General features: G+C 67.4%; 26 protein-coding genes. 8 read left to right on the forward strand and 18 right to left on the reverse strand.

Translation table 11 applies throughout. The annotated features are described in order from the left end of the window. Positions 1-305: 305 nt before the first annotated feature. The 4 genes from ACWEKS_RS43200 to ACWEKS_RS43215 form a co-directional block, all read right to left on the reverse strand. On the reverse strand, positions 306-1,472 hold the full coding sequence (locus ACWEKS_RS43200; protein WP_452345512.1) for an NAD(P)/FAD-dependent oxidoreductase: 1,167 nt from the start codon (positions 1,470-1,472) through the stop codon (positions 306-308). Then, a complete protein-coding gene (locus tag ACWEKS_RS43205; protein ID WP_452345513.1) occupies positions 1,469-2,428 on the reverse strand; it encodes a 2-phosphosulfolactate phosphatase in 960 nt (319 codons plus the stop codon). The genes ACWEKS_RS43200 and ACWEKS_RS43205 overlap by 4 nt, the downstream gene beginning before the upstream one ends. Continuing rightward, the gene (locus ACWEKS_RS43210) at positions 2,425-3,339 is read right to left on the reverse strand and encodes a TauD/TfdA family dioxygenase (RefSeq protein WP_452345514.1); all 915 of its coding nucleotides are present in this window, start codon (positions 3,337-3,339) and stop codon (positions 2,425-2,427) included. The genes ACWEKS_RS43205 and ACWEKS_RS43210 overlap by 4 nt, the downstream gene beginning before the upstream one ends. 91 nt (positions 3,340-3,430) lie before the next feature. Further along, positions 3,431-4,150 (reverse strand): GntR family transcriptional regulator, encoded by a 720-nt coding sequence (locus ACWEKS_RS43215; protein ID WP_452345515.1) that lies wholly within the window; start codon positions 4,148-4,150, stop codon positions 3,431-3,433. 342 nt (positions 4,151-4,492) lie between these two features. On the opposite strand from ACWEKS_RS43215, the gene ACWEKS_RS43220 reads away from it, so the two are divergent. The 5 genes from ACWEKS_RS43220 (at position 4,493) to ACWEKS_RS43240 (ending at position 9,409) form a co-directional block, all read left to right on the forward strand. Continuing rightward, positions 4,493-5,365: a carbohydrate ABC transporter permease gene (locus tag ACWEKS_RS43220; RefSeq protein WP_452345516.1), complete on the forward strand. Its 873-nt coding sequence runs from the start codon at positions 4,493-4,495 to the stop codon at positions 5,363-5,365. Continuing rightward, on the forward strand, positions 5,362-6,204 hold the full coding sequence (locus ACWEKS_RS43225) for a carbohydrate ABC transporter permease (RefSeq protein WP_452345517.1): 843 nt from the start codon (positions 5,362-5,364) through the stop codon (positions 6,202-6,204). The genes ACWEKS_RS43220 and ACWEKS_RS43225 overlap by 4 nt, the downstream gene beginning before the upstream one ends. 46 nt (positions 6,205-6,250) lie before the next feature. Next, positions 6,251-7,543 (forward strand): ABC transporter substrate-binding protein, encoded by a 1,293-nt coding sequence (locus tag ACWEKS_RS43230; RefSeq protein ID WP_452345518.1) that lies wholly within the window; start codon positions 6,251-6,253, stop codon positions 7,541-7,543. Positions 7,544-7,623: 80 nt separating this feature from the next. Continuing rightward, complete coding sequence (locus tag ACWEKS_RS43235) at positions 7,624-8,610, forward strand: ABC transporter ATP-binding protein (protein ID WP_452345519.1); 987 nt, start codon at positions 7,624-7,626, stop codon at positions 8,608-8,610. Then, positions 8,600-9,409, forward strand: a complete 810-nt coding sequence (locus ACWEKS_RS43240) for a transposase (RefSeq protein ID WP_452345520.1) — start codon at positions 8,600-8,602, stop codon at positions 9,407-9,409. The genes ACWEKS_RS43235 and ACWEKS_RS43240 overlap by 11 nt, the downstream gene beginning before the upstream one ends. 256 nt (positions 9,410-9,665) lie before the next feature. Here ACWEKS_RS43240 and ACWEKS_RS43245 read toward each other — a convergent pair whose 3' ends face one another. The 9 genes from ACWEKS_RS43245 to ACWEKS_RS43285 form a co-directional block, all read right to left on the reverse strand. Next, positions 9,666-9,998, reverse strand: coding sequence for a hypothetical protein (locus tag ACWEKS_RS43245; protein ID WP_452345521.1), 333 nt, complete (start codon positions 9,996-9,998; stop codon positions 9,666-9,668). A 505-nt stretch (positions 9,999-10,503) separates the two neighbouring features. After that, on the reverse strand, positions 10,504-11,328 hold the full coding sequence (locus tag ACWEKS_RS43250) for a carbohydrate ABC transporter permease (RefSeq protein ID WP_452345522.1): 825 nt from the start codon (positions 11,326-11,328) through the stop codon (positions 10,504-10,506). Next, positions 11,321-12,274, reverse strand: a complete 954-nt coding sequence (locus ACWEKS_RS43255) for a carbohydrate ABC transporter permease (RefSeq protein WP_452345523.1) — start codon at positions 12,272-12,274, stop codon at positions 11,321-11,323. Before ACWEKS_RS43255 ends, ACWEKS_RS43250 begins: the two co-directional genes overlap by 8 nt. Before the next feature lie 3 nt (positions 12,275-12,277). Next, positions 12,278-13,135, reverse strand: a complete 858-nt coding sequence (locus ACWEKS_RS43260; RefSeq protein WP_452345524.1) for a metallophosphoesterase — start codon at positions 13,133-13,135, stop codon at positions 12,278-12,280. After that, positions 13,132-14,502, reverse strand: a complete 1,371-nt coding sequence (locus tag ACWEKS_RS43265) for an ABC transporter substrate-binding protein (protein ID WP_452345525.1) — start codon at positions 14,500-14,502, stop codon at positions 13,132-13,134. The genes ACWEKS_RS43260 and ACWEKS_RS43265 overlap by 4 nt, the downstream gene beginning before the upstream one ends. A 35-nt stretch (positions 14,503-14,537) precedes the next feature. Further along, positions 14,538-15,698 carry an ABC transporter ATP-binding protein gene (locus ACWEKS_RS43270; protein ID WP_452345526.1) on the reverse strand — a complete coding sequence of 387 codons (1,161 nt, stop codon included), beginning with the start codon at positions 15,696-15,698 and terminating at the stop codon, positions 14,538-14,540. Positions 15,699-15,707: 9 nt separating this feature from the next. After that, complete coding sequence (locus ACWEKS_RS43275; RefSeq protein WP_452345527.1) at positions 15,708-16,613, reverse strand: alpha/beta hydrolase family protein; 906 nt, start codon at positions 16,611-16,613, stop codon at positions 15,708-15,710. Then, positions 16,610-17,137, reverse strand: coding sequence for a YiiD C-terminal domain-containing protein (locus ACWEKS_RS43280; RefSeq protein WP_452345528.1), 528 nt, complete (start codon positions 17,135-17,137; stop codon positions 16,610-16,612). Before ACWEKS_RS43280 ends, ACWEKS_RS43275 begins: the two co-directional genes overlap by 4 nt. A gap of 47 nt (positions 17,138-17,184) precedes the next feature. Continuing rightward, entirely contained in the window at positions 17,185-18,345 is a 1,161-nt protein-coding gene (locus tag ACWEKS_RS43285) for an acyl-CoA dehydrogenase family protein (RefSeq protein WP_452345529.1), read from the reverse strand. 164 nt (positions 18,346-18,509) lie between these two features. Here ACWEKS_RS43285 and ACWEKS_RS43290 point away from each other — a divergent pair, with 164 nt between their 5' ends. Both ACWEKS_RS43290 and ACWEKS_RS43295 read left to right on the forward strand, forming a co-directional pair. Beyond that, complete coding sequence (locus ACWEKS_RS43290) at positions 18,510-19,436, forward strand: PDR/VanB family oxidoreductase (RefSeq protein ID WP_452345530.1); 927 nt, start codon at positions 18,510-18,512, stop codon at positions 19,434-19,436. A gap of 49 nt (positions 19,437-19,485) precedes the next feature. Then, positions 19,486-20,172, forward strand: a complete 687-nt coding sequence (locus tag ACWEKS_RS43295) for a hypothetical protein (RefSeq protein ID WP_452345531.1) — start codon at positions 19,486-19,488, stop codon at positions 20,170-20,172. 76 nt (positions 20,173-20,248) lie between these two features. Here the strand turns inward: ACWEKS_RS43295 and ACWEKS_RS43300 are convergent, their stop codons facing one another. Further along, on the reverse strand, positions 20,249-21,460 hold the full coding sequence (locus ACWEKS_RS43300) for a cytochrome P450 family protein (RefSeq protein ID WP_452345532.1): 1,212 nt from the start codon (positions 21,458-21,460) through the stop codon (positions 20,249-20,251). 154 nt (positions 21,461-21,614) lie between these two features. On the opposite strand from ACWEKS_RS43300, the gene ACWEKS_RS43305 reads away from it, so the two are divergent. Beyond that, positions 21,615-22,082 (forward strand): PaaI family thioesterase, encoded by a 468-nt coding sequence (locus ACWEKS_RS43305; RefSeq protein WP_452345533.1) that lies wholly within the window; start codon positions 21,615-21,617, stop codon positions 22,080-22,082. Positions 22,083-22,158: 76 nt separating this feature from the next. Here ACWEKS_RS43305 and ACWEKS_RS43310 read toward each other — a convergent pair whose 3' ends face one another. Genes ACWEKS_RS43310 through ACWEKS_RS43325 form a run of 4 tightly spaced genes read right to left on the reverse strand, consistent with a single transcriptional unit; the run spans position 22,159 to position 24,673 of the window. Next, positions 22,159-23,001: an acyl-ACP desaturase gene (locus tag ACWEKS_RS43310; protein ID WP_452345534.1), complete on the reverse strand. Its 843-nt coding sequence runs from the start codon at positions 22,999-23,001 to the stop codon at positions 22,159-22,161. 15 nt (positions 23,002-23,016) lie between these two features. Continuing rightward, complete coding sequence (locus tag ACWEKS_RS43315; RefSeq protein WP_452345535.1) at positions 23,017-23,850, reverse strand: SAM-dependent methyltransferase; 834 nt, start codon at positions 23,848-23,850, stop codon at positions 23,017-23,019. Next, positions 23,847-24,098 (reverse strand): acyl carrier protein, encoded by a 252-nt coding sequence (locus tag ACWEKS_RS43320; RefSeq protein WP_452345536.1) that lies wholly within the window; start codon positions 24,096-24,098, stop codon positions 23,847-23,849. The genes ACWEKS_RS43315 and ACWEKS_RS43320 overlap by 4 nt, the downstream gene beginning before the upstream one ends. Then, positions 24,095-24,673, reverse strand: coding sequence for a PaaI family thioesterase (locus tag ACWEKS_RS43325; RefSeq protein ID WP_452345537.1), 579 nt, complete (start codon positions 24,671-24,673; stop codon positions 24,095-24,097). Before ACWEKS_RS43325 ends, ACWEKS_RS43320 begins: the two co-directional genes overlap by 4 nt.

Here is a 24,673-nt window from a genome sequence, read left to right on the forward strand (position 1 = left end):
GCGTCGAGCACCCGCGCACCCCGCACGTCACCGGCCAGGGACAAGATCGCCGGTCGCTCGTAGAGCGCATTGAACGCGTTCGACTCATTGTCACGCGCATAGGCCCGGGCGAACCGTTCGTAGTCGTTGTGCTTGCTCCTCCACTGTGTCCACGACCCCCGAGGCTACCGCTGCGACAACACACCCAGCCGCTCACAACCACCCCAGCCCCAGTCCCTGATCACCCACTCGCCCCGTGCTTCGCCACGATCACTCCACCTCATCCGGACCAGAGAGACCCGTTGTTTCCAGTCCCTATCTAAGGTCTAGGCAAAGCGCGTAGCACGGTAGGGGTCGAGCAGTTCACTGGTGATACCGGTCAAAAGCTCGGTGGCCATGAGATTGCCCAGGATGGGACCGAGGGTGATGCCGGAGTTTGTGGTGATGCTGTGCGCGTTCCTGGCTCGGGTTGCGCTGCCGATAATGGGAAGACCGTCGTGGGGTACGACGCGTTCGCCGATGGTGACCCGTTCGATCGTGGCACACCCGAGTTCCGGCAATAGTGCTTTGGCTCTAGTGAGCAAGATGTCGGCGTCGAGAGCCTCGGCATCGCTGATTGGTGTGCCGGAGTAGCCGCTGGCCAGGACGATGTGGCCGTCGAAGCGCTGGGAAATGTGCAGATCGGGGGTGATGAGCACGGGATCGAACAGTGGTTTCATCGGTTGCAGGTGCACAAGGGCACCTTGGGAGCGTTCGATCGGAGCATTGATTCCGAGGTCGGCCAGCAGCTCCGGTGAGTTCACGCCCACAGCGCACACCAGATGATCGCATCGAATCGGACCCTGGGTCGTCTCGACGGCCTCCACCCGGTCGTCGGTGATGTCGACACCGGTTGCCTCGCAGTTGTAGACCACGTTCGCACCCAGTGCGCGGATCTCGTTCATGAGCACGGCACAACACGCAGTTGGGTCGAGGTGGCCCTCATCGAGTGTGGTGAAGGCTTCGATGTCGTGTCCGACCTCGATGCCCGGTACGAGCGCGCGAACCTGTGCTGGGCTGATCGGAAACGAAGGGCTGCCCCATCGCTGTCGTCGATGAAGGTCCTCCCGCAGCAGCTTTGCATCGGACGAACCGCGTTGGCCGAACTGGACCGTTCCTTTCCAAACTATGCCGAGTCGTGCTCCGATCTCGGCTGTGAGCTGTCGCCAGGCCAGGATCCCCATCCGGTGCAACGAAAAATAGCGCCGCACGAGATCGTCGCTCAGGGGATCAAGATTGCGGAAGTAACTTTGGTTGTGGATCCAGGCGAAGGATGTTCCCGTCGTGCCGGAGCCAGGCCCCTCACAGTCGATCACCGTCACCTGCGCGCCTCGGCGTAGCAGCGCGTAAGCCAATGTGGCGCCGATGATCCCTGCACCAATAACGACTACGTGAGGTGCACCAGGGTCGGTGGGTACGGTACTACGCACAGCTATCGAGCTTCTCGCGGTCATGGCTGCGTTTCCCCGGTTCCAGTGCTTATGCTGCGGCCGTCTGCGGGTCCTTTCGCGGAGCTGTCGTGCCGGGCGATCGTGGACAGGGGTTCCGTTGTGCCGAAGCTCGGCGGTTGCTCCTGTGATCGCGCCAGTCCCACGGTGTCACGGAAGAAGCCGTCCGGGCCAAGGGAGGGCACGACTGCGGAAACGTCGAGCTGGCCAGCGTCGGTCACCTCAGCTGGTAGCCCATCGAGGCTCTCGAGCCATCGGCCGGTGACGGTGTTGTGCAGCCAAGCCGAGATGTCGTTGGTGCGTATGACCGCATCGAAGGTGGCAGCTATTGCCAGGGCTTCTACGGAGAGCCGGGCGCCGGTGTCGCGCAGCGCGGCGGCGACGGCTCCGGCGGCCACGCCGTCTTCGATGCACGGACGCAGCGCGGTGTAGGGGCTCATCTGGGACCAGTAGGACCCGGCAGCGATGAGGGTGATTCGCTCGACCGTACCGGCAGAGAGGAGCCGTGCGCACCATTCGGCTGTGACAGTTCGGTTTCGGAAGGAGCTGATCGCTGCGGCGGGTGCATCTGTGATAGCGGCGCAGATGGTGCCACCGTTTTGTGAGGGCACGATGACGCGGTCACCGGGCTGAATACTGTCGATATCGGTGAGCGGTATATCGAGTTGGCGGTCGGTGGGATCGTTGGCGAGCAGTCGGGCACCGTGCTCGGCTTGCAGTGCAGCGAGGTCAGATGTTCGTTCAAGTTCTGCTCGAGCGAGTGGCAGGACCGCGGCGCCACGCGCGACCGCGAGGATCACAGTGGTGGAGAAGCTGAGCGCATCGATAATGACGACGGCGTCGCCGCGGTGCGCTGCGAGCCGGGCGGCGTCGATTCCCCAATCGAGATGGACGGCGCAGTCAGGCCAGGGGTCGAATGTCGGTGGGTTTATGTGCCCGGCGGCTGATTGTGGCGCGGTCATCGCTGTGCCCCCTGGACCGTCTTCGATTCGCTTGCGGGATAGGTGAAATAGGTGCGTTTGAGTAGCCGGTAGGCGGTCGGGTCGATTGCTCCGCGTCCGTGCAGGTAGCGCCGGTTGTCGAAGAGTAGATAGTCGCCGCGGTGAAGGCGAAGCGTTGTTTGTGGTCGGGTGTCGTCCTCGAGGAAGTGGGCGAACAGATCCAGTGCCGCCCAGGCCTCGTCGGTCACGGCGTCCGGGGCCAGTGATTTGCCGGTCTCGAGGTTCTCTTTCCGATAGCGCACATGAAGGTGCCCGCTACCGAGGTCGCGCAACACCGGTGCCAGTGTGGCGGGGCGATCGGTCCGCTGGGGGTGGATGTAGGGGAAGTCGTTGTGCAGCAGGCGTATCCCGCTCTCCTCGCCGTGCTGGCGCATGCGCTCGACGATGTCATCGATCGCGACGAGCACGCTGCCTCCGCCCTCTCCGTCATTGGCGGCGCAGGCCAACCCGACGATGTCGGGTGGCTCATGCTGAGCGGAGGCGTCGGTGTGAAGAAGCATCTCCGAACGCTGGTTCTGTGCTTTGTGCCGGGCCTCGCCCGTGGCGACGGGGGTGAGATGGTCCACAAGCCGCGATCCGTTGGCGTCGCAGGTCGCCGGGGGCGCGGCTGCCGCGCCGAGAAGGACCAGCAGGGTGTCGTCGTTGGCAGGGATGTTTCGCAGAAGCAGCAGTCCGTCATCGGCCAGGGCATTTCGGATCCGCGTCAGCATGATGCTGATACCAGGGACCAGTCGCGTGAAACGGTGCATGACATCGGATTGGATATCGCGATCGGCAAGATCGTCCAACAGGATGTCGCCCAGGGAGCGGGCCGCAGCGTCGGTGCTGGGCAACGCAAACTCGTCGAAGTCAAGAATTGGTGGGGGCAGCATAAGAGTCCTTCCTCCTGTACAGCGGCAAGTGGTGAGCCGGGACGCGCGTGACGGCGCTGGCACTGCGGCATCCCGGTAGCTGGATGGTCGGTCAGTCGGGATTGCCGAACTCGAATCGCACGCGCAGGACGTCTGGCCGGTTCCAGGCGTAACTGATTTGCAGTCGGCGGCCGGTGGTCGCGTCGCTGACGCAGCTGACCACGAGCCAGAGCGGCGGTCGGCCCTCGACCTCCAGTGCGCGTGCGGTTTCCGGATCGGGAGTCTCGAACTCTGCACGAGCCCATAGCCGTTTGGGTTTGTAGCCGATCGACGACAGGATGGGCGCCAGGTCGATGCCTCCATTCGCGAGCAGATCCGGGAATCGGGGGGCCAGGTCAACTGGTAAGTAACTGCGGTTCAGGTTCGCGACGACGTCGTTGACCAGTCCCAGTCGGACGAGCTCGACAACCCGCTCGCCGGCAGCGAGCTGCAGTCGATCGCGGATCTCCTCGGACGGGCGGATCACCTGGGTGCTGACAATGGGCCGGCTGGGTGTTGCCCCGGCGTTGCGGACCATGTCTGACCAGGGCGTGAATCGCGAGTTGATCAGATAGTCGATGCGCTCGGCGACGTAGGTTCCCGACCCTTTGGTGCGGCGGACGAGATACCGACGTTCCAGTTCCTGCAATGCCGCGCGCGCGGTGAGGCGATTGACACCGTATCGCTCGGCCAACGTGTTTTCGCTGGCCAGTCGCTCGCCGGGACGCCGGGCGGCAACTTCCTCGGCGATCCGATCCGCGAGGACGAGATAGGTGGGTGGTGAGGCGGTCATTGCGCGCGATCCTTCGCAAGCGTTCGAATGAAGATCTGATTAGACAGTATCACAACTTATCTAGACAGCTTTTGGCTATGTGCCCTTCGGTTGCTGTTCATCTCGTGCCGGTGACGGCTTCACTTCGGGTTCCTAATCTGCTGGTCAGAGCAAGACCGGCGTAGCGGCGGCAACCGGGGGAAGACAAGCCGCTCCGAAGTCATCCAGGTCTACTCCCAGCACGGCGCCCCCGGCCTCGGGTGCGCTCGGATCTTGAAGGGAAACCTCCGGCACATGTCAACGACCCCTGCGATTGCCGCGTCGCCTCCGTCGCCTGCGAGCCGCTCCCTTCGGGCCTTTCGGGTGCCCACAACGCTGGCGCCGGTCATTCTCCTGAGCCCCGCGATGGTGTTGCTGCTCGTCTTCGTGATCGTGCCGGTCGCGGTGGTGTCGTTGTTGTCGCTGTTCCGCTACGACCTGCTCGGCGGCACCAACACCTACGTCGGCCTCGGCAACTATCGTGCGGCCCTCGACAACGGACAACTGGTCGGCGCGCTGTGGCACACCGTGCTCTACACCGTGATCACGGTTCCGGTCATCGTGGTCGCGGGGTTACTCGTCGCGCTCGGCATCAACTCGCTGACGCGCGGGGCAGGGATATGGCGCACCGTGTACTTCATGCCTGCCGCTGCCACGCTCGCCGGCATGTCGGTGGTGTGGTCGTGGCTGTTCTACCCGACCACGGGCGTAATCGATACGACGATCGGCGCGATGACCGGTTGGCGGGATTGGCTGAACTCGACAACGCTGGCGCTGCCGTCGGTGGCGATCGTGGGCAGCTGGCAGGGCATCGGCTCGTCGATGATCATGCTGCTGGCCGGTCTGAGCAACGTCAATCCCGATCTCCACGAAGCGGCGCGGCTGGACCGGGCGGGCCGGTGGCAGCGCTTCTGGCATGTCACCTTCCCCGCGCTCGGACCGGCGCTGGTCTTCGCAGTCATCGTGGCGACGCGTGACTCGCTACGAGTGTTCGACCAAATCCAGGTGATGACGCAAGGCGGGCCCGTGCGCAGCAGCACCACCGTGTCGTTCTTGATGTGGCAGCGCGCGATCACCTTCAGCGACATCGGCGGTGGTTCGGTGATCAGCCTGATGCTGCTCGGGCTGGTGCTGGTGACCACCTTCGCACAGTTGCGCACCTTCGGGCGCCGCTGGGAAACGGCAGGCAGCCGATGAGCGCCGCAGCGTTCCAGCGTGGCCGGGCCCTGGCCCGCCAAACCGGAGTACACGGCTGCCTCGCAGTGGGCGCGGTGGTGATGCTGCTGCCGTTCTATGTCATGCTGCGCTCCGCATTCACCCCCGAGGAGCACATTCTCGACGGCAGCCTGGGACTGTCCCATCTCACACTGGACAACTTCACAACCGCATGGCATGCAGCGCCGTGGGGTCGCTACTATCTATCCAGCCTGCTCAGCACGGCACTCATCTTCACCGGACAGGTCGTGACCAGTGTGCCCGCCGGCTACGCATTGGCCCGCCTGCGATTCCGCGGTCGCCATCTCGGTTTCTGGACCGTGCTGGCCTGCTTCATCATCCCCACACAGGTCGTCGCCATCCCCGACTACATTGGGCTCTCGCGCGTCGGGCTCGGTGACACCCTCGCCGGGCTCGTTGTCCCCTTCGCTGCCAGCGCCTTCGGCATCTACCTGATGCGCCAATTCATTCTGTCCATTCCACAGAGCCTGTTCGACGCCGCACGTCTGGACCGTGTCGGACCCGTCGCCATGGTCTGGCGGGTTGTCCTGCCCAACGTCAGACCCGCCTTGCTGGCCCTGGGAGTATTCAGCATCGTCGCGCACTGGAACGACCTGTTCTGGCCCAGCGTCATCCTGCGCACCAGCGAGCACGCCACCGTCCCCTACGCGATCTCACAGTTCGCGTCCCAGGACAGCGGCAGCCAATACGGTGCCCAGATGGCCGCGGCCACCCTCGCGACCATCCCTCTGCTGATCGGGTTCCTACTGTGCCAGCGGCACTTCGTGCGCGGCATCGCGCTCGCCCGAGGCACCCAGTGACCAACTCTCCCCGAAAGTTCCAGCCCCCAATCGGAAAGAACCTGCCATGAACGTCCCCACCTTCACCAGACGCGCCGCATTGCGCGGCATCAGTGCCCTCACCGCTGGCGGAATACTCACCGCGTGCAGCTCCCGCGGAGCCTCACAGCCAGGCGACGGTGCCCTCGAACTGGTCAGCTACAACAACATCCCATCCCTGACTACGACTCTCGGCGAACCATTCACCCAGCGCACAGGTACCACCGTCAAGATCATCAACGCCGGCGGCACCTCCTATGAATCGGTCGACCAGCGCGTGCAGACCGACTTAGCCGCAGGACACGTCGACGACATCGCGTTGATCGGTAACTACATGATCGGGAGCTACGTTCAGTCCGGCCGCGCGGTCGCGTTCGATGGCCTGATGGGGGAAACCGGGTTCGACAAGTCGCAGCTGTACCCCACGATGCTGACGTTGGGCGCCCACGACGGAAAGACCCACGCGCTACCGTATTCGGCGAGCACGCTCGTGCTGTTCTACAACGCCGATGCCTTCACCAAAGCCGGCCTCGACCCGAACAAGCCACCCACAACCTTCTCGGAGCTGCGCCACTACGCGCAGGCTTTGGTGTCGTCGAAGACGACCCGTTACGGCGTCACCTACGGCAACAACCAGAGTGGAAACTGGTGCTTCCAGAACTTCCTGCGCTGCAACGGCGGGGCGATGCTGACCCCGGACGGCACCAAACCACTATTCCATGAAACCGCCGGTGTTCAGATGCTCGAGTTCTGGGCGACGCTGTTCGCCGACGACCTCGGCCAGACCATGACCAAGACCGAGGCGCAGGCGGCGTTCGGACGCGGCGATCTGGGCATGCTTGTCGATGCCTCCAACATTGCTGTGGCGTTGCAGAAAGGCGCGACCTTCCAAGTGCGCTCGGCACTGCTGCCGATACCGGACGGCGGTGCGCGACACTGCGTCCTCGGCGGGTGCTCACTGATTGTGCTCAGCAAGAATCCAGCTCGGCAAAGGGCAGCATTCGGAGCCGTCGCCGAACTCGTCGGGCCCGCGGGGACGAGCGAGGTGGTAAAGGCAACCGGATGCTCGCCGGTCAACCAGGTGGCCGCCACAAGAACCCCCTATCTCGCTGACTTCCTCGCCCAGAATCCTCTGCTGTCCCCAGGCACCGAACAGCTCGATTACGCCGTCCCGTGGGTCGGCTTCCCCGGGACACGCGCCGCGGAAATCACCAAGAATCTCGACCAGCAAATGACCCTTGCCATGCGGGGTTCGAAATCCGCCGCCGACGCGCTGAACGACGCGGCCAAGGAAGCTTCCTCGATGATGGGCGGCTCATGATGACAATCTCCACCCTGCCCCCGAAGGCGGATGAGGCACTCAGGGAGCGAACAGGCCTATCCGTTGGCTGTGAGAGCCTGGTGAAGTCCTATGACCGCGGGATCGGAAACGCGCTCGACCACGTCGATTTGTCGGTGGATCCAGGCACCATCACCGTGCTGCTCGGGCCCAGCGGCTGCGGAAAGACCACTCTGCTGAGATGCGTCGCGGGCCTCGAGATGCCCGAAGCAGGTCGCATCACCATCGGCGGAGCGAATGTCACGTCCGTGCCGGCGGAAGACCGAGGCACGGCAATGGTGTTCCAAAACTACGCCCTCTACCCGAACAAGACGGTCGAGCGCAACATCGACTTCCCCTTGCGGATGGCGCGAGTACCCAAGGTAGAGCGCCGTACGAGAGTAGCGAAGATAATCGAACTACTCGGCCTCAGCGAGCTGGTGCAGCGCAGGCCATCGCAATTATCCGGTGGGCAGCGACAAAGAGTCGCCATCGGCCGTGCCCTCGTGCGCCGTCCGTCGGTGCTGCTGATGGACGAACCGTTCTCCAACCTCGACGCCGAGCTGCGAACAGCGATGCGCGCCGAGCTTCTGGCCCTGCAACGGCAATTGGGAATGACCATCATGTTCGTCACCCACGATCAAGTGGAGGCCATGTCGCTCGCTGACCAGCTGGTCGTGTTACGCGCGGGCCGCATCGAGCAGGCAGCCACACCGGACGTCATCTACGGTGATCCGGCCACAGAATTCGTTGCATCGTTCGTCGGTGAGATGAACATCTTCCCAGTGGGCCCGCTGTTCACTGGCATCATTCAGCCAGGCGCGCTCCGCCTCGGCATCCGCCCCGAAGACCTCCGGTTGGGGCCCGGCCGCGAATCGGACGTGCACCTGACAGCGACTGTACTGATGAGCGAGCTGCACGGCCGCGACCGGATGATTCACCTCGACATCGGTGGGCATCGCGCGCGCATGCGGGTGCCCGCAGCGGAAAACCCTACCGGAAAGATTCCTGTACACGTCTTCCGTGACAGCATCCTGTTCTTCGACAAGGACAAGCGCCGTGTCAGATAATCAGCAGATCGCCAGCACGGCGTTTAGCCTTGAGCCCTGCGCGCTGGAGGCCGGCCGCAGCTCGTGGACCGCACCGCTGGACGCGGTGCGGCTGGGACCCGGCGACGACGCCGCCACCGTCACCGCGGCCCAATTGCGCACCGTGATCGAGAATCTGATCGACGCCAGGCATCACCAGCCCGGCGACCCGGATATCTGGATCGTCGCCGATTCCGGATATGACGCACCACGGCTGGCGTTTCTGCTGGCAGACCTGCCCGTGGCCGTGCTGGGCCGGATGCGATCGGATCGGGTCCTGCGCCGCGCCGCGCCCGCGCGGCTGCCCGGCACCAACGGCCGCCCACCCCGCCACGGCGGCGAATTCGTCTTCGGCGACCCGACCACGTGGGGCAAACCCGACACCGCCACCACGACCGGGACACGGCTCTACGGTCCCGCCGCCACCAGGTCATGGAATCGACTGCACCCCAGGCTGACTCACCGATCATCCTGGGTCGCTCAGCTCGGGCAACTGCCGGTGATCGAAGGCACCGTCATCCGGCTCGACGTCGCCCGCCTGCCGTCGGGAGCAATCCCGAAACCGGTGTGGTTGTGGCATTCCCGCGTCGACCTCGACCCGGACGAGGTCGATCTGCTGTGGCAGGCGTTCTTGCGCCGGTTCGATATCGAGCACACCTTCCGCATGCTGACACAGACCCTGGGCTGGACCAGCCCCAAACCCCGCGACCCGGCCGCGGCCGACCGGTGGACCTGGCTGCTGCTGGCCGCTATACCCAACTACGCCTCGCCCGCGATCTGACCACCGACCTCAGGCGACCTTGGGAGAAACCCGCTGCCCCGCAACGACTTACACCAGCACGCGCCCGGCGGGGGTTTCGGCACCTGCGCGCGAAAGCCGCTTGCCCCGCCAGTGCACCGAAACCCTCCCGGCCCGGACCCGGACGACCACCCGGCCACCGCAACCAACGCCCGGCACCCCGCTACGACGTGCACATCAAGACCCCCAGCAACCAGCAAGCCTCGAAACCCACCGGACCACGCCCACACCGCAGAGGTTAAAACTCAAGATAGGACTTGTGCACCCCGATGCGCGCCCCGCCGACGAGGGAGTGATACCCGGAGGAGTAGTCGCACGCGATGGGGCACCGCCCGGCCTGCTGCTGCTCGAACATGTACCGGTAGAACCCATAGTTGTAGTGCGCCAGCGCCTCCACACCCGCACGGCCCCAGTCCTCATCGAACACCGATAGAGTGTCCGCGTCGGGTTTCGCGATGAACAGTACGGCGAACCCGAGATTTTCCGCGCCGCTCATGATTTCGAATCGGCCGAGTGTTTCCAGTTCTTCGGTGAAGCGGTGTGATGCAGTGGCGAGCCCGCCGATGAGCATGGTGCGTCGTCGGGTCTCAGCTTTCGCCCGTTCGCTGCGGCGAAGCTCACAGCCTTCCAATCGAATCCGGCCCTGCGTAACCAGCCACCGCTGTTGGGCACTGCGTCGTTCGCGTTGAAGAACACTGGCACGCCCTGTGCGTCGGTCAGCTGATCTGCCACTTCCGCCCAATCTGGGCGGCGGTCGTGGAGATGCCGGAAGGTTCCGATGAAACGCGCGAGGTGAAATCCCACCGTGGCCGGCGGAACCGACGAGACGTGGTCTCCATGGAGACGGGTGGGGAATCGTCGCCCAGTGCACAAGGATCGTGGACGGGGATTCGAGCTGTCCATCCGAGCCGATCGAGAATGGCGGAAGTGGGCTCCTTGCCGATCCGTGGGTCGGGAAGCTCTCCCAGGAAGCAGCACACGCTTGCCCTCGCCGATCTCGATGCCCGAGAGTGAAGATGCCCCGCCTTCGCTCGAGACTGCGTTCCGTTGTTCGGATGAGCGCGGATAGTTGGCGCCTACTTGAGGCCTGAACGGACGAAGGCGTTCACGATGTGCCGCTGTAGGACCAGGTAGAGCAGCAGGACCGGGAGGCAGGCCAGGCCGGCTACTGCCATGAGCGGTCCCCACTGGTCGCCCTCGGTGCCCATGAAGCTGCGCAGGCCCAGCTGCAGGACCGAGTTGGAGCGGCGGAGGACGACTGCGGGCCAGAAGTATTCGTTCCAGGCGTTGATGAACAGGAGAATTCCGAGCGCTGCCAAGGCGGGGCGCAGGTTGGGGACCACTACCGTCCATAGGATCGACCAGGATGAGCGGCCGTCGATGCGAGCGGCCGCGACCAGTTCCTTGGGGAAGGCGGCGAGGTGCTGGCGCAGGAGTAGCACTGCCAGTGCCGAGCACAGGGTGGGCAGGACTACGCCGACCAAGGTGTCGAGGAGGCCCAGGCGGGTCAAGAGGATGTAGTTGGGCAGCATGCTGACCTGGAACGGGACCAGCCAGGTGCCGACGAAGGCCAGGTACAGCAGCCGCTGGAAGCGGAAGGTGTACAGGCCGAAGGCATAGGCGGCCAGCAGGGCGATGAGCAGCTGACCCGACGCCGAGAGTGCGGCCACCACAAAGGTATTGAAGATCAGCCGGGGGATGTCGAGCTGGTGGGCGGCGTCGGTGAAGTTCGACAGCGACAACGGCCAGGGCAGCGGGGACAGTGAACTGACGTCCTCGGGCCGGCGCAGCGCGGTCGCGAAGAGCCAGTAGATGGGGAACACGCACACGACGGCCGTGCCCGCCAGCAGCACGTGGCCGCCGGTGGAGCGCAGCCGGTCGGGCAGCGAGGTTTCAGTCATCGTGGAAGGCAACCTTTTCCGAGATCCACACCAGGCCCGCGGCCACCACACCGAATCCGAGGAACAGCAGCACACCGGCGGCGGCGCTCAGGCCGGCGTCGAAGCTGTGGAAGGCGTATTCGTAGAGCAGGTAGTAGATGTTGGTGGTGGACTGCGCCGGGCCGCCCTGGGTCATGGTGTCGACGAGCGGGAAAGTCAAGGTGGGGCTGAGCAATACGGTGGTCAGCACCAAGAACAGCAGGGTGGGGGACAGCAGCGGCAGGGTGATCCAGCGGCGGATCTGTCCTGGGGAGGCGCCGTCGACGCTGGCGGCCTCGTCGTAATCGCCGCTGATGCCGGCCAATCCGGCCCACACCACCAGCACGGCGAATCCGAGCAGCTGCCAGCCGGTGATGCCGACGATCACCCACTGCGCGGTCTGCGCGTCGTAGACCCAATTGCGTTGCGAGCCAACGACACTGTCCACGAAACCGGTGCGCGGATGCAGCAGCCACCGCCACACCGCGGCCACCGCCACGGGCGCGACCAGGAACGGCGCGAAGATCAGTGCGTGATAGACGGTCCGGGCACGCGAGCCCACCCGCCGGCTGGCCAGCGCGATCAGCACCGGCAGCGCGACTGTGAAGGGCAGCAGCGCGGCGATCATCCAGACGGTGCGGCGCACCGAGGCCCAGAACGCCGGAAGATCCACCAGCCGTTCGTAATTCGCCATCCCGACCGGCCGCATGGGCTGGGTCGGAAGCAGATTCCAGGAGTAGGTCGACAGTTGCAGGGCCTGCACCAGCGGCTGGTAGGTCCACACCACCAGCAGCAACAGCGCGGGCGCGAGATACAGATACGGTGTGGCGCCGCGCAGTGCGCGGCGCAGCAGGGCGCGGTGCGGCCGCGCCGCCGGTGTCGCAGCGATCACCGGCGGCGCGTCCTGTTCGGGGACTGTGACGAACACCGCTCAGCCGGCCTGCGCCGCGAGGGCGGCCAGCCGCTCCTGCACCTCGGTGTCGGCCTTGTCGTAGATCCGGGTGCCCGGGACCGCCTCGACCGCGGTCGCGATGACCGCTGTGCCGACCACATCGAGCCGGGTGAAACCGGATCCGACGAAACCCTGCTGCCGGCCCGCCGGTGCCATGGCGTCGAGGCGGTAGGCCAGCGCCGGGCCGACCCAGACCGGGACCCCGGCCAGCGCCGACGCGACGGTCATGTGGTTGTGCCCGCACAGGATCATGCGGACGTCGGTCCCGGAGATCACCTCGGCCAGCTGGTCGGCGTTCTGCAGCTTGAGGAACTCCGCGGCCGGGATGGCCGAGCGCAGCGGCGGATGGTGCAGCACCAGCACGCTGCCCCGGGGTGCGGGCTGGCGCAACTGCTCGGCCAGCCAGGTCAGCTGCTCGGGTTCGAGGCGGCCGTCGTGGCGGCCCGGGGTGGTGGAGTCCAAGCCGATGAGCCGCAGGCCGTCGACCTCGATGAGCCGATCGTGCGGGACCGCGGTGTCGACGGCCCCGGGCTCGAGGCCGAGCAGCTCCACACCGAAAGCGGCGCGCTCGTCATGGTTGCCCATCACGTAGAGCACCTGGGCGCCGAGTTCGGCCGCCACCGGCTCGACGGCCTCGCGCAGCCGCCGGTACGCCTGGGGCGCGCCGTTGTCGGTGAGGTCGCCGGAGAGCAGGAACGCGTCGATGCGATGCCCGCCGGTGCGCAGCCGATCCAGGACCCGCAGCAGCGTCGCGTGGGTGTCGACGGTGTCGAGGACCTGCTCACCGGCGGCACGCAGGTGGGTGTCGGTGAGCTGGACGAGAATCAGATCGTTCATGAGGCCGGCATCAGTTTGGCGCCCTCGGTGCGGGCGGCGGTGAGAGTGGACTGGGCGTCCTTGCCCTGGAATACGATCGACTCGACGGCGTCCATCATGCCGTCGCGGATCTGCAGATAGTCGTTGCCCGGCATGGAAACCCACGGCTCCATGGTGGCCAGCTGCGCGATGTTCGGCGCCAGCAGCGGGTTCTGGATGGCCCACGAACCCAGCACGGCCGGATCGGTCACCATCTCCGAACGCAGCGGCAGGTAGCCGATGTTCTGCGCGATCTTCGTGTAGGACTGCTCGCTGGTGAGGAACTTGATCAGCTCCCAGCCGGCGCGCTGCTTGGCCGGGTCGCTGGTCAGGATGTGCAGTCCCGCACCGGAATTGGTGGGCACCGGCGCCTTGTCACCGAAACGCGGCATGGCGGCCGAACGCAGGTCCCACTTGTCCTTGGCGCCCGCCACGAACGTGCCCTGGATGGCGCTGGTCTCGAGGATCATGCCGATCTCGCCGCGCGCGAACGCCTCGTAGCCCTGCTTCTGCGCCAGCTTCGGCATCGAACCGGAGTTGACCAGATCCTGGGCCATCTTGGTGACCTCGACGCTGGGGGTATCGGCGTAGGTGAGGGTGCGGCGATCCTCGGAGATGACCCGTCCGCCGTCGGAGCGCACCAGAGACTGGAAGCACCAGTCCTTGGCGGCCTTGGTCAGGCAGTCCAGGTACACGCCGCCCTGACCGGTCTTCGCGGTGATCGCCTTGGCGTCGTCGGCGACCTGCGCCCAGGTGACCGGCGGCTTGGCCGGATCCAGCCCGGCCTGGGTGAACAGGCTCGCGTTGTAGTAGAGCACCGGGGTCGAGAACACGAACGGGACACCGTAGGTGTGGCCGTCCCAGTCGTCGAGGGTGCGGGCGCGCGGGTGGAAGTGGAACTTCTCACCGTCGAAGTTCTGCTGCACCGCCTGCTTGCCGAACAGCGTGTCGAGCGGCTTGGCGCCCAGCTGGTGGATGGTGAAATCCAGGTCGCTGAAACCCAATTGGGCGACATCGGGCGGGTGCCCGGCGACCATCTGGTTCTGGATGCTCGAGATGGTGTCGGTGGCCGGGTTGGGGCTGTTGCCCTGCGGCTTCTGCGCGGTCACGGTGATGTTGGGGAACTTCTTGGAGAAGTCGGCGATCAGGGCGTTGAAGGTGTCGGTCCAGGCGCCGGCGAGCCCGTAGTTGTAGGACTCGAACACGATCGAGACCTTCTGGTCGGGGCGTAGTTCGGGGACCTGCGCCGTGGAGGTGGCGTCGGTGGCGGTGGGACCGCTCAGCCCGCAGCTGGTCAGCGCGAGACAGGCGGCGAACACCATGCCCAGGACGGGGCCGGTGCGTTTCACGGGTCTTCTCCTCATCGAATGGTGGTGCGAAAGAATCAGGCGACCGAGGCCGCCGGGTCCGCGGGTGTGGTCGCGGCCGGCTCCTGCCAGCGCAGGCGCAGGCCGGAGTTGGGGTCGAACAGGTGGAGATCGGCGGGGTCGCAACGCAATCCGATGTCGTCGCCGACCCGGACACCGGCGGGACGGGTCGCGCGCACGCACAGCTCCAGCGTGCCGGCGGTGACGTGCACGAGCTCCTCGCTGCCCAGGTTCTCGACCATGGTCACCCGGCCGCGCACGGCCGTGGCGGTGGGGTCGATGCGCAGCCGCTCGGGGCGAATGCCGGCCAGCACCTCGGAGCCACTGCCTTCGCCGGTGTCACCACCGGATTCGGCCGTGCTGCCGCCGGATTCGGCGTCGATCCCGAGCGCGGCGTCGACACCGTCGCTCCGCATGCGCAGCTTGCCCTCGTGCGAAACCACCTGCGCCGGAAAGATGTTCATCGGCGGCGAGCCGAGGAACCCGGCCACGAACGCGGTGCGCGGCTGGTCGTAGAGCTCCTCGGGGGTTCCGACCTGTTCGACCCGGCCCGCATTGAGCAGCGCGATGCGCGTGGCCATGGTCATGGCCTCTACCTGGTCGTGGGTCACGTACAGGAAGGTGGCCCCCAGCCGCTGGTGCAGCGCGATGAGTTCGGCGCGGGTGGCGCTGCGCAGCTTGGCGTCCAGATTCGACAGCGGTTCGTCCATCAGGAACGCGCCGGGGTCGCGGACCATGGCCCGCGCCAGCGCGACTCGCTGCCGCTGGCCGCCGGAGAGCGCGGCGGGCCGGCGGTCCAGCAGCGCGGACAGTTCGAGCGTGCGCGCCACCTGCTCGACCCGCTCGGCGATCTGCGCCCGCGGCGTGCGACGGGCCCGCAGCGGGAACCCGATGTTCTTCGCGACCGTCAGATGCGGGTAGAGCGCGTAGCTCTGGAACACCATGGCCAGGTCCCGCCGCTGCGGGACCTCGTCGGTGATGTCGGTGCCGTCGAGGAGGATTCGGCCCTTCGAGGGCTGCTCGAGGCCCGCGATCATGCGCAGCAGCGTGGATTTGCCGCAGCCGCTGGGGCCGAGCAGCACCAGGAATTCACCGTCGGCGATGTCGAGGCTCACCTCGCGCACCGCGTAGTCGGTGTCGAATCGTTTCGACACCGCGTCGATCTGCAGGCGGGCCACTGTTCTCCTTCAGGCCGGCGCGGTGCCGGTCGTGATCCAATCCGCCACGCCGGTGGCGATGGCGGGCGCGTCCTTGACCCACCGGAAGTGGTCGCGGTTCGCGACGGCCGAGTTCTCGTCGATGTGCCAGCGGCTCACCTGGGCGGCGGGCATGCGCGAAACCAGGAAGTCCACATTGGATTTCGGTCCTAGCACGTCCTGCGACAGCGAGATCACCAGCACCGGCACGCGCATGGCGGCCAGCAGAGAGTTGTAGCGGCGTTTGGTGCCGCTGGGCCGGTAGTAGCTGGTCAGCGAATGCACCGACCAGTCGATCATCACGCCGCCGGGCATGGGCGCGGGAATGAGCACGCCCCCGGGCCAGTGTCCCTTGTACCGCGACACCAGGCCGATCCACTGGATCTGGCTCAGCGCCTCCCACCAGCGGCGCGGGCCGAACGCCCACCAGAAGACCGTGCCGGTGCCGATGATGGTGACGCCCGCGATCCGGCCGGGCTCGGCGGCGCAGAACAGCAGGGCCAGCTGGCCGCCCAGGCTGTGGCCGAACAGCTGGATCGGCGCGCCCGGGAAGCGCTGCTCGACGGCGGTGACGATGGCGGGCAGATCGGTCTCGATCATCTCGCGGTAGCCGAAGTCGGTGTGCTCACCCAGCTTCGGGGTGGCTTCACCGTGCGCCCGCAGATCGCAGGTCGCCACCGAAAGTCCCTGGGCGTGCAGGGCTTTGGCGAGTGAGAAGTAGTTCTTGGCCTTCAGCGCCATGGCCGGCAGGATCAGCACCACCGGTGCGTCGGGCCGCTGCGCGGGCAGGAAGCGGACGGTGAAGGCGACGCCGTCGGCCGTCTGGACCCGGGTGCTCTCCAGAGTGGTGAATTCCGAACGGGATTCGGGGGTCGTGGTGGTCGTGTCGCCGCTCATTTCGCCTCCGCCTCGGTGATGGTCACGTCGCACACGTAGTCGAAGGTGAACTTGGCGACCATGACCTCGTTGTCGTCGAGCAGCGTCGCCTTGCCGGACAGCTCGAAGCGCGCCGAGGCGGTGGCGGCCAGGAGGTCGGCCAGCTCGCGCTGGTCGACGGTGGCGATCGCGCGGATGCGGCCCTGTGCCGGTTTGCGGTAGGAGGCGCTGCCGCCGCGCAGCACCAGGCGTTCGACCGTGTACAGCCGGTGGGCGGCCGCGCCGACGAAGGCCGCCGCGCCCGCGATGTCGGCCGCGGTGAACAGCGCGCCCGCGTGCACGGTGGACATGTGGTTGCAGACCTCGTCCACGGCCGGGATCTCGACCACCGCGCGGTCGGGGCTGATCTCGGAGACCAGGGTGCCGACGTGGCGGCCGAAGGGCACCATCTGCTGCGAGATGGCGCGCAGGTACTCGTAATCGACGGCGTCGGGGTTCAGTTCCGGGTAGGCGGCGGCGAATCCTGCCAGCGTGCGGGTGCTCATTTCGGGCTTCCCTTCGGTGTTCTGAGTTGTCGGCGGCGATCGGGCGATCAGCGCGGGGCGCGCAGCACCCGGCGGGCGATCGACCAGCGCAGTACTTCCGAGGGCCCCTCGTAGATGCGGAAGGCCCGGGCCTCCACCAGGAATCGGGCCACCAGGTGGTCCTCGCAGACGCCGAGGCCGCCGTGCAGCTGCACCGCGCGATCGAGCACCCGCCAGACCGCCTCGGAGACGAAGGTTTTCGCGATGGAGGTCTCGTGCCGGGCCTGCGAGGAGGTCGGCCCGTGGGTGTCGATGGTGTCGGCGACGCTGCGCACCAGGCTGCGGGCGGCCGCGATATCGATCTCGTTGTCGGCGATGAGGCCCTGGGCGATGCCGTGTTCGGCGATGGGCACGCCGAAGGAGTGGCGGCCGGTGATGTGGTCGGCGGTGAGCTGCTGCGCGCGCACCGCCAGGCCCAGCCAGTTCATGCAGAACGTGAGCCGCGACGGCGCCAGCCGGACCTGCGCCAGTTCCAGACCGCGGCCGACCTCGCCCAGCACGGCGGTGTCGGGGACCTCGCAGTCGGTGAATTCGACCTCGCAGTGCCCGCCCGGGGCGCTGGTGTGGTCCAGGGTCGGCATCCGGCGGCCGACCCGCAGGCCCGGGGTGTCCTGATCGACCAGGAACATGGTGGGGCCGTCGGAGGTCGCCGCCACGCAGATGGTGAACGCCGCGCCGTTGGCGCCGGTGGTGAAGTGCTTGGCGCCGTTGATGACCCAGCCCTTGTCGGTCTCCTCGGCGGTGGTGCGCAGCATGCGCGGATCGGTCCCCGCGCCGGGGGCGGGCTCGGTCAGCGCGATGGCCGAGCGGACGTCGCCGGCGGCCAGCGGGGCCAGATAGTGTTCGCGCTGCTCGGCATTGGCGACGTGGGCCAGCAGATGGATGTTGCCGTCGTCGGGGGCCCAGGCGTTCACGGCCAGCGGGCCGAGCAGGCTGGCGCCCGCCGCCTCGAGCACCTCGGCCTGGGCCCGGGTGTTCAGGCCGAGTCCGCCGTACTCGGGATCGGACAGCGGGCCGAAGACCCCCGCGTCCTTGGCCTTCTTCTGCAGGTCCAGCCGCAGCGCGTCGTCGGTGACCCGGCCGCCGGCTACCACCTCGCGTTCCACCGGGATGACCTGCTCGATCACGAACTGCCTGGTCCGTTCGACCAGTTCCGCCACAGCGCTCATGGGGTCAGTGTCGGTCGGGCGTCGTATCCGCTGGGCGGGCGATCGTCAATGCCTATCGGACGAATCGACTGCCCCTTCCGAACCTTGCTCTTTCGGGCGTCTCGGACAGGCTGAGCCCCAGGAGTGTTCGACACCGGGCTCGCGAGGGCCGACGAGGGGATGCGATGACCGAGTTGATGGTCCGCGTGACCGGCCGACGCGACGTGGCCGAGGGCGTGTTCGCCCTCGAGCTGGCGGCGCTCGGCGGCGGCGCGCTGCCGGACTGGACGCCCGGCGCCCACATCGACGTGTTCGCCGGATCCGCAGGCGTCCGGCAGTATTCGCTGTGCGGCGACACCGCCGATCGGCAGCGCTGGCGGATCGCGATCCTGCACGAACCCGACGGCCGGGGCGGCTCCGCGCATCTGTTCCGGACCGCGCTTGCGGGCACCGAGTTGCGAGTGTCGCTGCCGCGTAACCACTTCGCCCTGGCGCCCGGTGAGGAGTACCTGTTCCTGGCGGGCGGCATCGGGATCACGCCGATCCTGCCCATGGTGGCCGCCGCCACCCGGGCGGGCGCGCGCTGGAGCCTGCACTACGGCGCACGCACCCGCGAGCACCTGGCCTTCACCGATGAGCTGGCGCGCTACGACCGGGTGAACCTGGTGCCACAGAACGAATCCGGGCTGCTGCCGCTGGCGGCCCTGCTCGCCGACACCACCGCCACCGTGTACTGCTGCGGGCCCGCGCCGCTGCTCGACGCCGTCGAGGCCGAGGGCGCGCGCCGGGGCCTGACCGTGCACACCGAGCGGTTCGTGCCACGACGCATCGACTACGGGGTCGATCGCGCCTTCGAGGTCCGCCTGGCACGCAATGGTCAGGTGCTGCGTGTCGGGCCGGACCGGTCCATCGTCGACGTGCTCGAGGGCGCGGGCGTCGCCATCGTCACCTCCTGCCGGGAGGGCACGTGCGGCAGCTGTGAGACGCCGTTCCTGGAAGGCGAAGTGGAGCACCGGGATTCGGTGCTCACCGCCGCCGAACGCGAATCCGGCAACACCCTGATGCCCTGCGTATCGCGGGCCGTCTCAGATGTTCTCGTGCTCGACCTGTGACACGAGAAACACAAGGAAAACCAAGCGAAAGAACGCAGAGAGAAACAGGATGAGGAACACTGCTGCGGCGTCCGCGCTGCTCGCCGCCACGCTGTGCATCGGCGCCGGCGTTACCGGTACCGCCCAGGCGGACTCCGCCGATGTCACGAACTACACGGCGACCGACACCGGAACCTCCACGATCGTGCGCACCGACGCCGGTTCGATGACGGTCGAGGACGGCATCTTCAAGATCAAGGCCGCCAACGGCACCGTCCTCGGCGGCACCGAGCTCTCCTTCCGGGTCGACGACTTCGTCTTCCCGATCGCGGCCGACATCTCCGGCCGCACCGCGACTCTGACCCCGCAGTTCGACGAGGCGCACGCGGTGTACAAGCCGGTCGCCCTGCCGTATGAGGACCAGGCCCCCTGGAAGACCCAGTACGACCGTGAGCAGGCGGCCTGGGGTCGCATGCGTGACACCATCTCCGTCGGCGCCGCCATCGGCACCCTGGTCGGCGGCCTCGGTGGCGCGGGTCTGGGCTGCCTGGCCGGTGCCGCCCTGGGCGCGACCCTGACCGGCGCCCTGGCGCTGCTGTTCGGCGCGGGCCCGCTGGCCGGTTGTGTCGCGGGTGCGGCCGCTGTCGGCTTCCTGGGTACCATCGCCGGTCAGCTGTTCGTGACCGCGCCGGTCGCGATCGCCGCTGCCATCCAGTACTTCACCACGATCAACCAGCCGTTCACGCCCGCGAAGTAGGCGTGTAAGACCCGGCGAGTCTCGCCCGGGGGACATGGCCCCGCCCGGATCATCGATGCGGGCGGGGCCTTTTGGTTCACAGGAGTACCGGGAGCTCGTGCAGGCCGCGGATCAGGGTGCTCGGATGCCAGGCCGCTTCGGCAGGCGCCAGGCGCAGGTCCGGGAACCGGGACAGCAGCGCGGCGAAGGCGATTCGCGCTTCCAGCCGGGCCAGGGGCGCGCCGACGCAGAAGTGGATGCCGTGGCCGAACGCGAGATGGCCGGTGGCGTCGCGGCCGGGGTCGAGGGTGTCGGCGTCCGGGTAGCGGCCCTCGTCGCGGTTGGCGGCGGCGAGCGCGATGTACACGAATTCGCCTGTGGGGATGGTGGTTCCGGCGATAGTGATCGGCTCGATCGTGTACCGCACGGTGGCCAGGTTGACCGGGCCGTCGTAGCGCAGGAATTCCTCGACCGCGTCGGGAATCGCGTCCGGATCGGCGCGCAGGGCTTGCAACTGAACCGGATTGCGCAGCAGGGCGCGGACGCCGTTGGCGATCAGATTGACGGTGGTGTCGTGCCCGGCGACCAGCAGCAGGAAGGCCATGCCGACTTGCTCGGGCTCGGTGAGCGAGTCGCCGTCGTCGGCGGGAACGGCGAGCGCGGAGAGCAGATCGGCGGCGGGGTGCTGAGCCTTCGCGCGCACCAGCCCGGTCAGGTAGGCCGCCATGGCCTGCGAGGCGCGGGCGCGGTCCTCCTCCAGGCCGGCGACGGCGACCAGTGCGCGGGTCCACTCCTGGAAGTCCGCGCGGTCGTCGAGCGGTATACCGAGCAGTTCGCAGATCACCGTGATCGGCAGCGGTTCGGCGAACTCGCGCAACAGGTCCGCTTCGGCTCGGCCTGCCAGCGCGTCCAGCAGTTCGCCGGTGATCTCCTCGATGCGCGGGCGCAACTGCGCGACCCGGCGCGGGGTGAAGGCCCGGGTGATCAGCTTGCGCAGCCGGGTGTGCCCGGGCGGATCGGTATTGAGCATGTGGGTGAGCAGGGCCAGGGCGCTCGGATCCGACGGCGGCGTCGCGCGTTTGGCGCTCAGCAGGGCGTCGGTCGCGGCCGCGTCCTTCTGGAGGCGGGGATCGGTCAGGGCGGCGCGGCCCGCGCCGTGATCGAGCACGACCCAGCGAACGAGGCCGTCGGGGAAGCGAACTCGCCGTACCGGGCCGTGCGCGCGCCAGCGGCGGTAGTGGGCGTGAGGATCTGCGAAGAATTCCGGGCCGATGGTTTCGATCCGGTCCAGGGCGTCGATGTCGGCCATGGCGTGACCCTATTCGGCGGGGCGGACGGGGCGCGGGAGCGCGTGAAATCCCGATCATCCGATCGGAGTTCGGAATGGAATGGCGTGCGGCGAACCGGAATTCACCCTGGGCTGCTCGAATTCGAGGACATCGCAGTCCAGAGAGGATGACACCATGACCAGCACCGACATCAAGGTGAACGACACCGTCGCGTCGCGCGTCGGCGAACTGACCGAGGTATTCCAGCGGGGCCTGGACGAGAAGCTCGGAGTCGGTGCGTCGCTGGGCATCCGGCTCGATGCGGCCGGCGACGGCTTCACGCGGTACTACCTGGACCCCAATCCGGCCACCATCAACGCCATGTTCACCGTGCACGGCGGCGTGATCGCCACCCTGATGGACACCGCCATGGGCAGCGCCGTCTTCACGAAACTCGGTGACAACACCGCCTATACGACCCTGGAGCTGAAGGTCAACTTCATCCGCTCGGTCGCCCTCGACGGCAAGCGGCTGACCTGCGAGGCCACCGCGGTGCACGTGGGCCGGCGCACCGCCACCGCCGAGGGCCGCATCACCGACGCCGACGGCAAGCTCATCGCGCACGGCTCCACCACCATCCTGGTGCTCGGCCCGCAGGGCTGATCCGGACGAGAACTCCGATCCGCGCGAAAAGGCCCGGCTCCCATCGGGAGCCGGGCCTGCGCCGTACTCGCCCCGATCAGGCCAGGGCGCGGCACTGGCCGATGAAGCGGGCCAGTTCGTCGATCCGGTCGGTGCGGGCGTCGACCGCGCGGTCGATCACCTTGAGCAGATGCTCGTAGGCTTCGGTGTGGTCGTAGTCGGCGACCTCGGCGATGCGCAGCGCCCACCGCCAGTAGCCGCGCAGCGTATCCGCCAGCGGCATCCGGAATCCCGCGATCACGTCCCGGATGGGCTCCACCGCCGCGTCACCCTGGACCCGCAGGTAGCGGCCCACCACGTCGGCCATGAAGCTGAAGTGGCGCGCCTCGTCGCGGGCCAGCCGGCTCAGCACCGCCGCGAGCACGGGATCGCCGGAGACGTCCCGCAATTGGTGGTAGTACATCTGGGTCGCCTTCTCCTGCACCAGCGCGTAGGCGAAGAACTGCACCGGATGCTCGTAGGGCAGGTCGAACGGCTTGCGGCCCTCCACCGCCAATTCGGTCCGCAGGGAGTCTCTCTCGGCGATGCCGGAGGCCACCTGGTACCGGTTGAGCGCGCGGGCGTGGGTGTCCTCCTCGAGCGCCCAGCGCACCGTGAAGTGGTAGAGCTCGCGATTGTGGACGAACGCCGGCAGTTCGACACTGTCGTTCACCGGGAAGCAGCGCTGGTAGACATCGAAGTATCCCGGCAGGTGATCCTCGATGTAGGTGACGAACTGGACCGCCGAGCGCTGTCCTTCGGTGAGCCGCTCGGCGTCGGCGCCGGCCCAGTCGAAGGCGGTCTCCACGTCCCAGGCGCGGGTGGCGGGCGAGGCGGCCAGGAAGCCGTCCACCGCCGCCACCAGTTCACCGACCGGCAGCAGCGCGGATTCGATGCTCATCGATACTCCTGACGGCTAACGGGCCTTGCGGCAGCCCAGTGCGTAATGCTTGGTGGTGTAACCCCATCCGGCATTGGCCACCTCGAGGTAGTACCGCAGTTTGGCGGCCAGGCCCGGCTGCCGCTCGTCGATGGCGTCGGCGGCGGCGTCCACATTGGCGATCCAGTCCTCGATGGTGCGCCGGTAGTGATCGGTGAGATCGTCGACCGAGGTGATCGTGAAGCCGGTGTCCTCGGCGGCGGTCACCAGGTCCGACAGCGGCCGCAGATCGCCCCAGCCGAAGATGTCGGAGCGCACGAACTCGGTGCCTGCCCGCTCGTCGAAGGCCCGGCGGGCGGCGGCATTGCGGAAGCAGCTCTCCGAGACGTAGAGGGTGCCGCCGCGGCGCAGCACCGCGCGGGCGCGGCGGAACACCTCGTCCAGATCGGGCATGTGCACGATGGACCCGAGCATGGTGACGGCGTCCACGCTGCCTGCGGGCAGGTCGAGCTGCTCGAAATGCCCGACGCGCGTATGGACCTGACGGTCGACGCCGCGGGCATGCGCCTGCGCGGCAATGTAGTGGTGCTGGCGCGGCGCGGGACTGATGCCCAGGGTCTCGCAGCCGTACTCCTGGGCCATGAACAGGATCAGCGAGCCCCAGCCGCAGCCGATGTCGAGCAGTCGCTCGCCGCCCTGGATGCCGAGGCGGCGGGCCACGAACCGCAGCTTGTTGCGCTGGGCGAGTTCGAGGCTGTCGTCGTCGTTCTCGTAGAGCGCGGAACTGTACTTGCGCAGCGGATCCAGGAACTGACCGAAGATCTCCGGATCCAGGTCGTAATGCTGGTTGGTGTCGGCGGTGACGGTCATGCCGCATCCTGCAGCGCCTTGTCGACGACCACGGCCACCTCGGCGAGGGTGGCGGTGCCGAAGACGTCCTCGTCCTCGAGCTCGATGTCGTAGGTGCGCTCGATGCGCGCGATCATGCGCAGCACCCGCACCGAGTCCACGCCGGCCATGGCGCGCAGGTCGGCGTCGGGGGTCAGTTCCGAGGCGGGCAGGCCGGTCTCAGCGACGGCGATCTCGGTGACGGTGCGCAGGATGTCATCGGTGGTCATGACGGAACTCCATTCGGGGACAGGGCATTTGCTGTGGTGAGGGCCTGGTCGAGCAGGGCGACCTCGTCGTCGCGCAGGGACAGCTGATGGCGCACGGACTCGAGCGCGAAGGGGCGGTAGGTGGCGGCCGAGGACGCGCAGCTGACGCCGTCGGCGTCGAGGATCTCGGCGCCGGCCTGGATCAGATCGCTGGATCCGGCCGCGGACAGCGTTGCCACACACCGGTATTCGCAGTCGATGAGCAGCGGCGTCAGGAAGCGGGTGCGCTGCGACACCGTAAACGCGGGCACCTGCCGGGCCAGCACGATCAGGTTGCCCATCACCTCGTCGCAGATGACGCCGGTCAGACCGCCGTGCACGATGCCCGGGTAGGACTCGAAACAGCGGTCGAGCCGGAAGCGGGCCTGCAGGCCGGCCGGGTGCGGGGTGAAGGCCAGCCGCAGTCCGGAGGCGTTGTGCGGGGAACAGCCGAAGCAGTGATAGTCGGGGATGACCGACCACGGCACACGGACGGTCGCCGGATCCGCGGGCGCGGCGGTGGCCGGATCCGCGGGCGCAGCGGTGGGGGAGAGCAC

Source organism: Nocardia sp. NPDC004711 (assembly GCF_053601595.1).

Coding starts and splice junctions, on each gene's coding strand:
- ACWEKS_RS43200 (WP_452345512.1), bottom strand. CDS start 1,472: ATGACCGCGAGAAGCTCGATAGCTGTGCGTAGTACCGTACCCACCGAC.
- ACWEKS_RS43205 (WP_452345513.1), bottom strand. CDS start 2,428: ATGACCGCGCCACAATCAGCCGCCGGGCACATAAACCCACCGACATTC.
- ACWEKS_RS43210 (WP_452345514.1), bottom strand. CDS start 3,339: ATGCTGCCCCCACCAATTCTTGACTTCGACGAGTTTGCGTTGCCCAGC.
- ACWEKS_RS43215 (WP_452345515.1), bottom strand. CDS start 4,150: ATGACCGCCTCACCACCCACCTATCTCGTCCTCGCGGATCGGATCGCC.
- ACWEKS_RS43225 (WP_452345517.1), top strand. CDS start 5,362: ATGAGCGCCGCAGCGTTCCAGCGTGGCCGGGCCCTGGCCCGCCAAACC.
- ACWEKS_RS43230 (WP_452345518.1), top strand. CDS start 6,251: ATGAACGTCCCCACCTTCACCAGACGCGCCGCATTGCGCGGCATCAGT.
- ACWEKS_RS43245 (WP_452345521.1), bottom strand. CDS start 9,998: ATGCTCATCGGCGGGCTCGCCACTGCATCACACCGCTTCACCGAAGAA.
- ACWEKS_RS43250 (WP_452345522.1), bottom strand. CDS start 11,328: ATGACTGAAACCTCGCTGCCCGACCGGCTGCGCTCCACCGGCGGCCAC.
- ACWEKS_RS43260 (WP_452345524.1), bottom strand. CDS start 13,135: ATGAACGATCTGATTCTCGTCCAGCTCACCGACACCCACCTGCGTGCC.
- ACWEKS_RS43275 (WP_452345527.1), bottom strand. CDS start 16,613: ATGAGCGGCGACACGACCACCACGACCCCCGAATCCCGTTCGGAATTC.
- ACWEKS_RS43280 (WP_452345528.1), bottom strand. CDS start 17,137: ATGAGCACCCGCACGCTGGCAGGATTCGCCGCCGCCTACCCGGAACTG.
- ACWEKS_RS43285 (WP_452345529.1), bottom strand. CDS start 18,345: ATGAGCGCTGTGGCGGAACTGGTCGAACGGACCAGGCAGTTCGTGATC.
- ACWEKS_RS43290 (WP_452345530.1), top strand. CDS start 18,510: ATGACCGAGTTGATGGTCCGCGTGACCGGCCGACGCGACGTGGCCGAG.
- ACWEKS_RS43295 (WP_452345531.1), top strand. CDS start 19,486: ATGAGGAACACTGCTGCGGCGTCCGCGCTGCTCGCCGCCACGCTGTGC.
- ACWEKS_RS43300 (WP_452345532.1), bottom strand. CDS start 21,460: ATGGCCGACATCGACGCCCTGGACCGGATCGAAACCATCGGCCCGGAA.
- ACWEKS_RS43305 (WP_452345533.1), top strand. CDS start 21,615: ATGACCAGCACCGACATCAAGGTGAACGACACCGTCGCGTCGCGCGTC.
- ACWEKS_RS43310 (WP_452345534.1), bottom strand. CDS start 23,001: ATGAGCATCGAATCCGCGCTGCTGCCGGTCGGTGAACTGGTGGCGGCG.
- ACWEKS_RS43315 (WP_452345535.1), bottom strand. CDS start 23,850: ATGACCGTCACCGCCGACACCAACCAGCATTACGACCTGGATCCGGAG.
- ACWEKS_RS43320 (WP_452345536.1), bottom strand. CDS start 24,098: ATGACCACCGATGACATCCTGCGCACCGTCACCGAGATCGCCGTCGCT.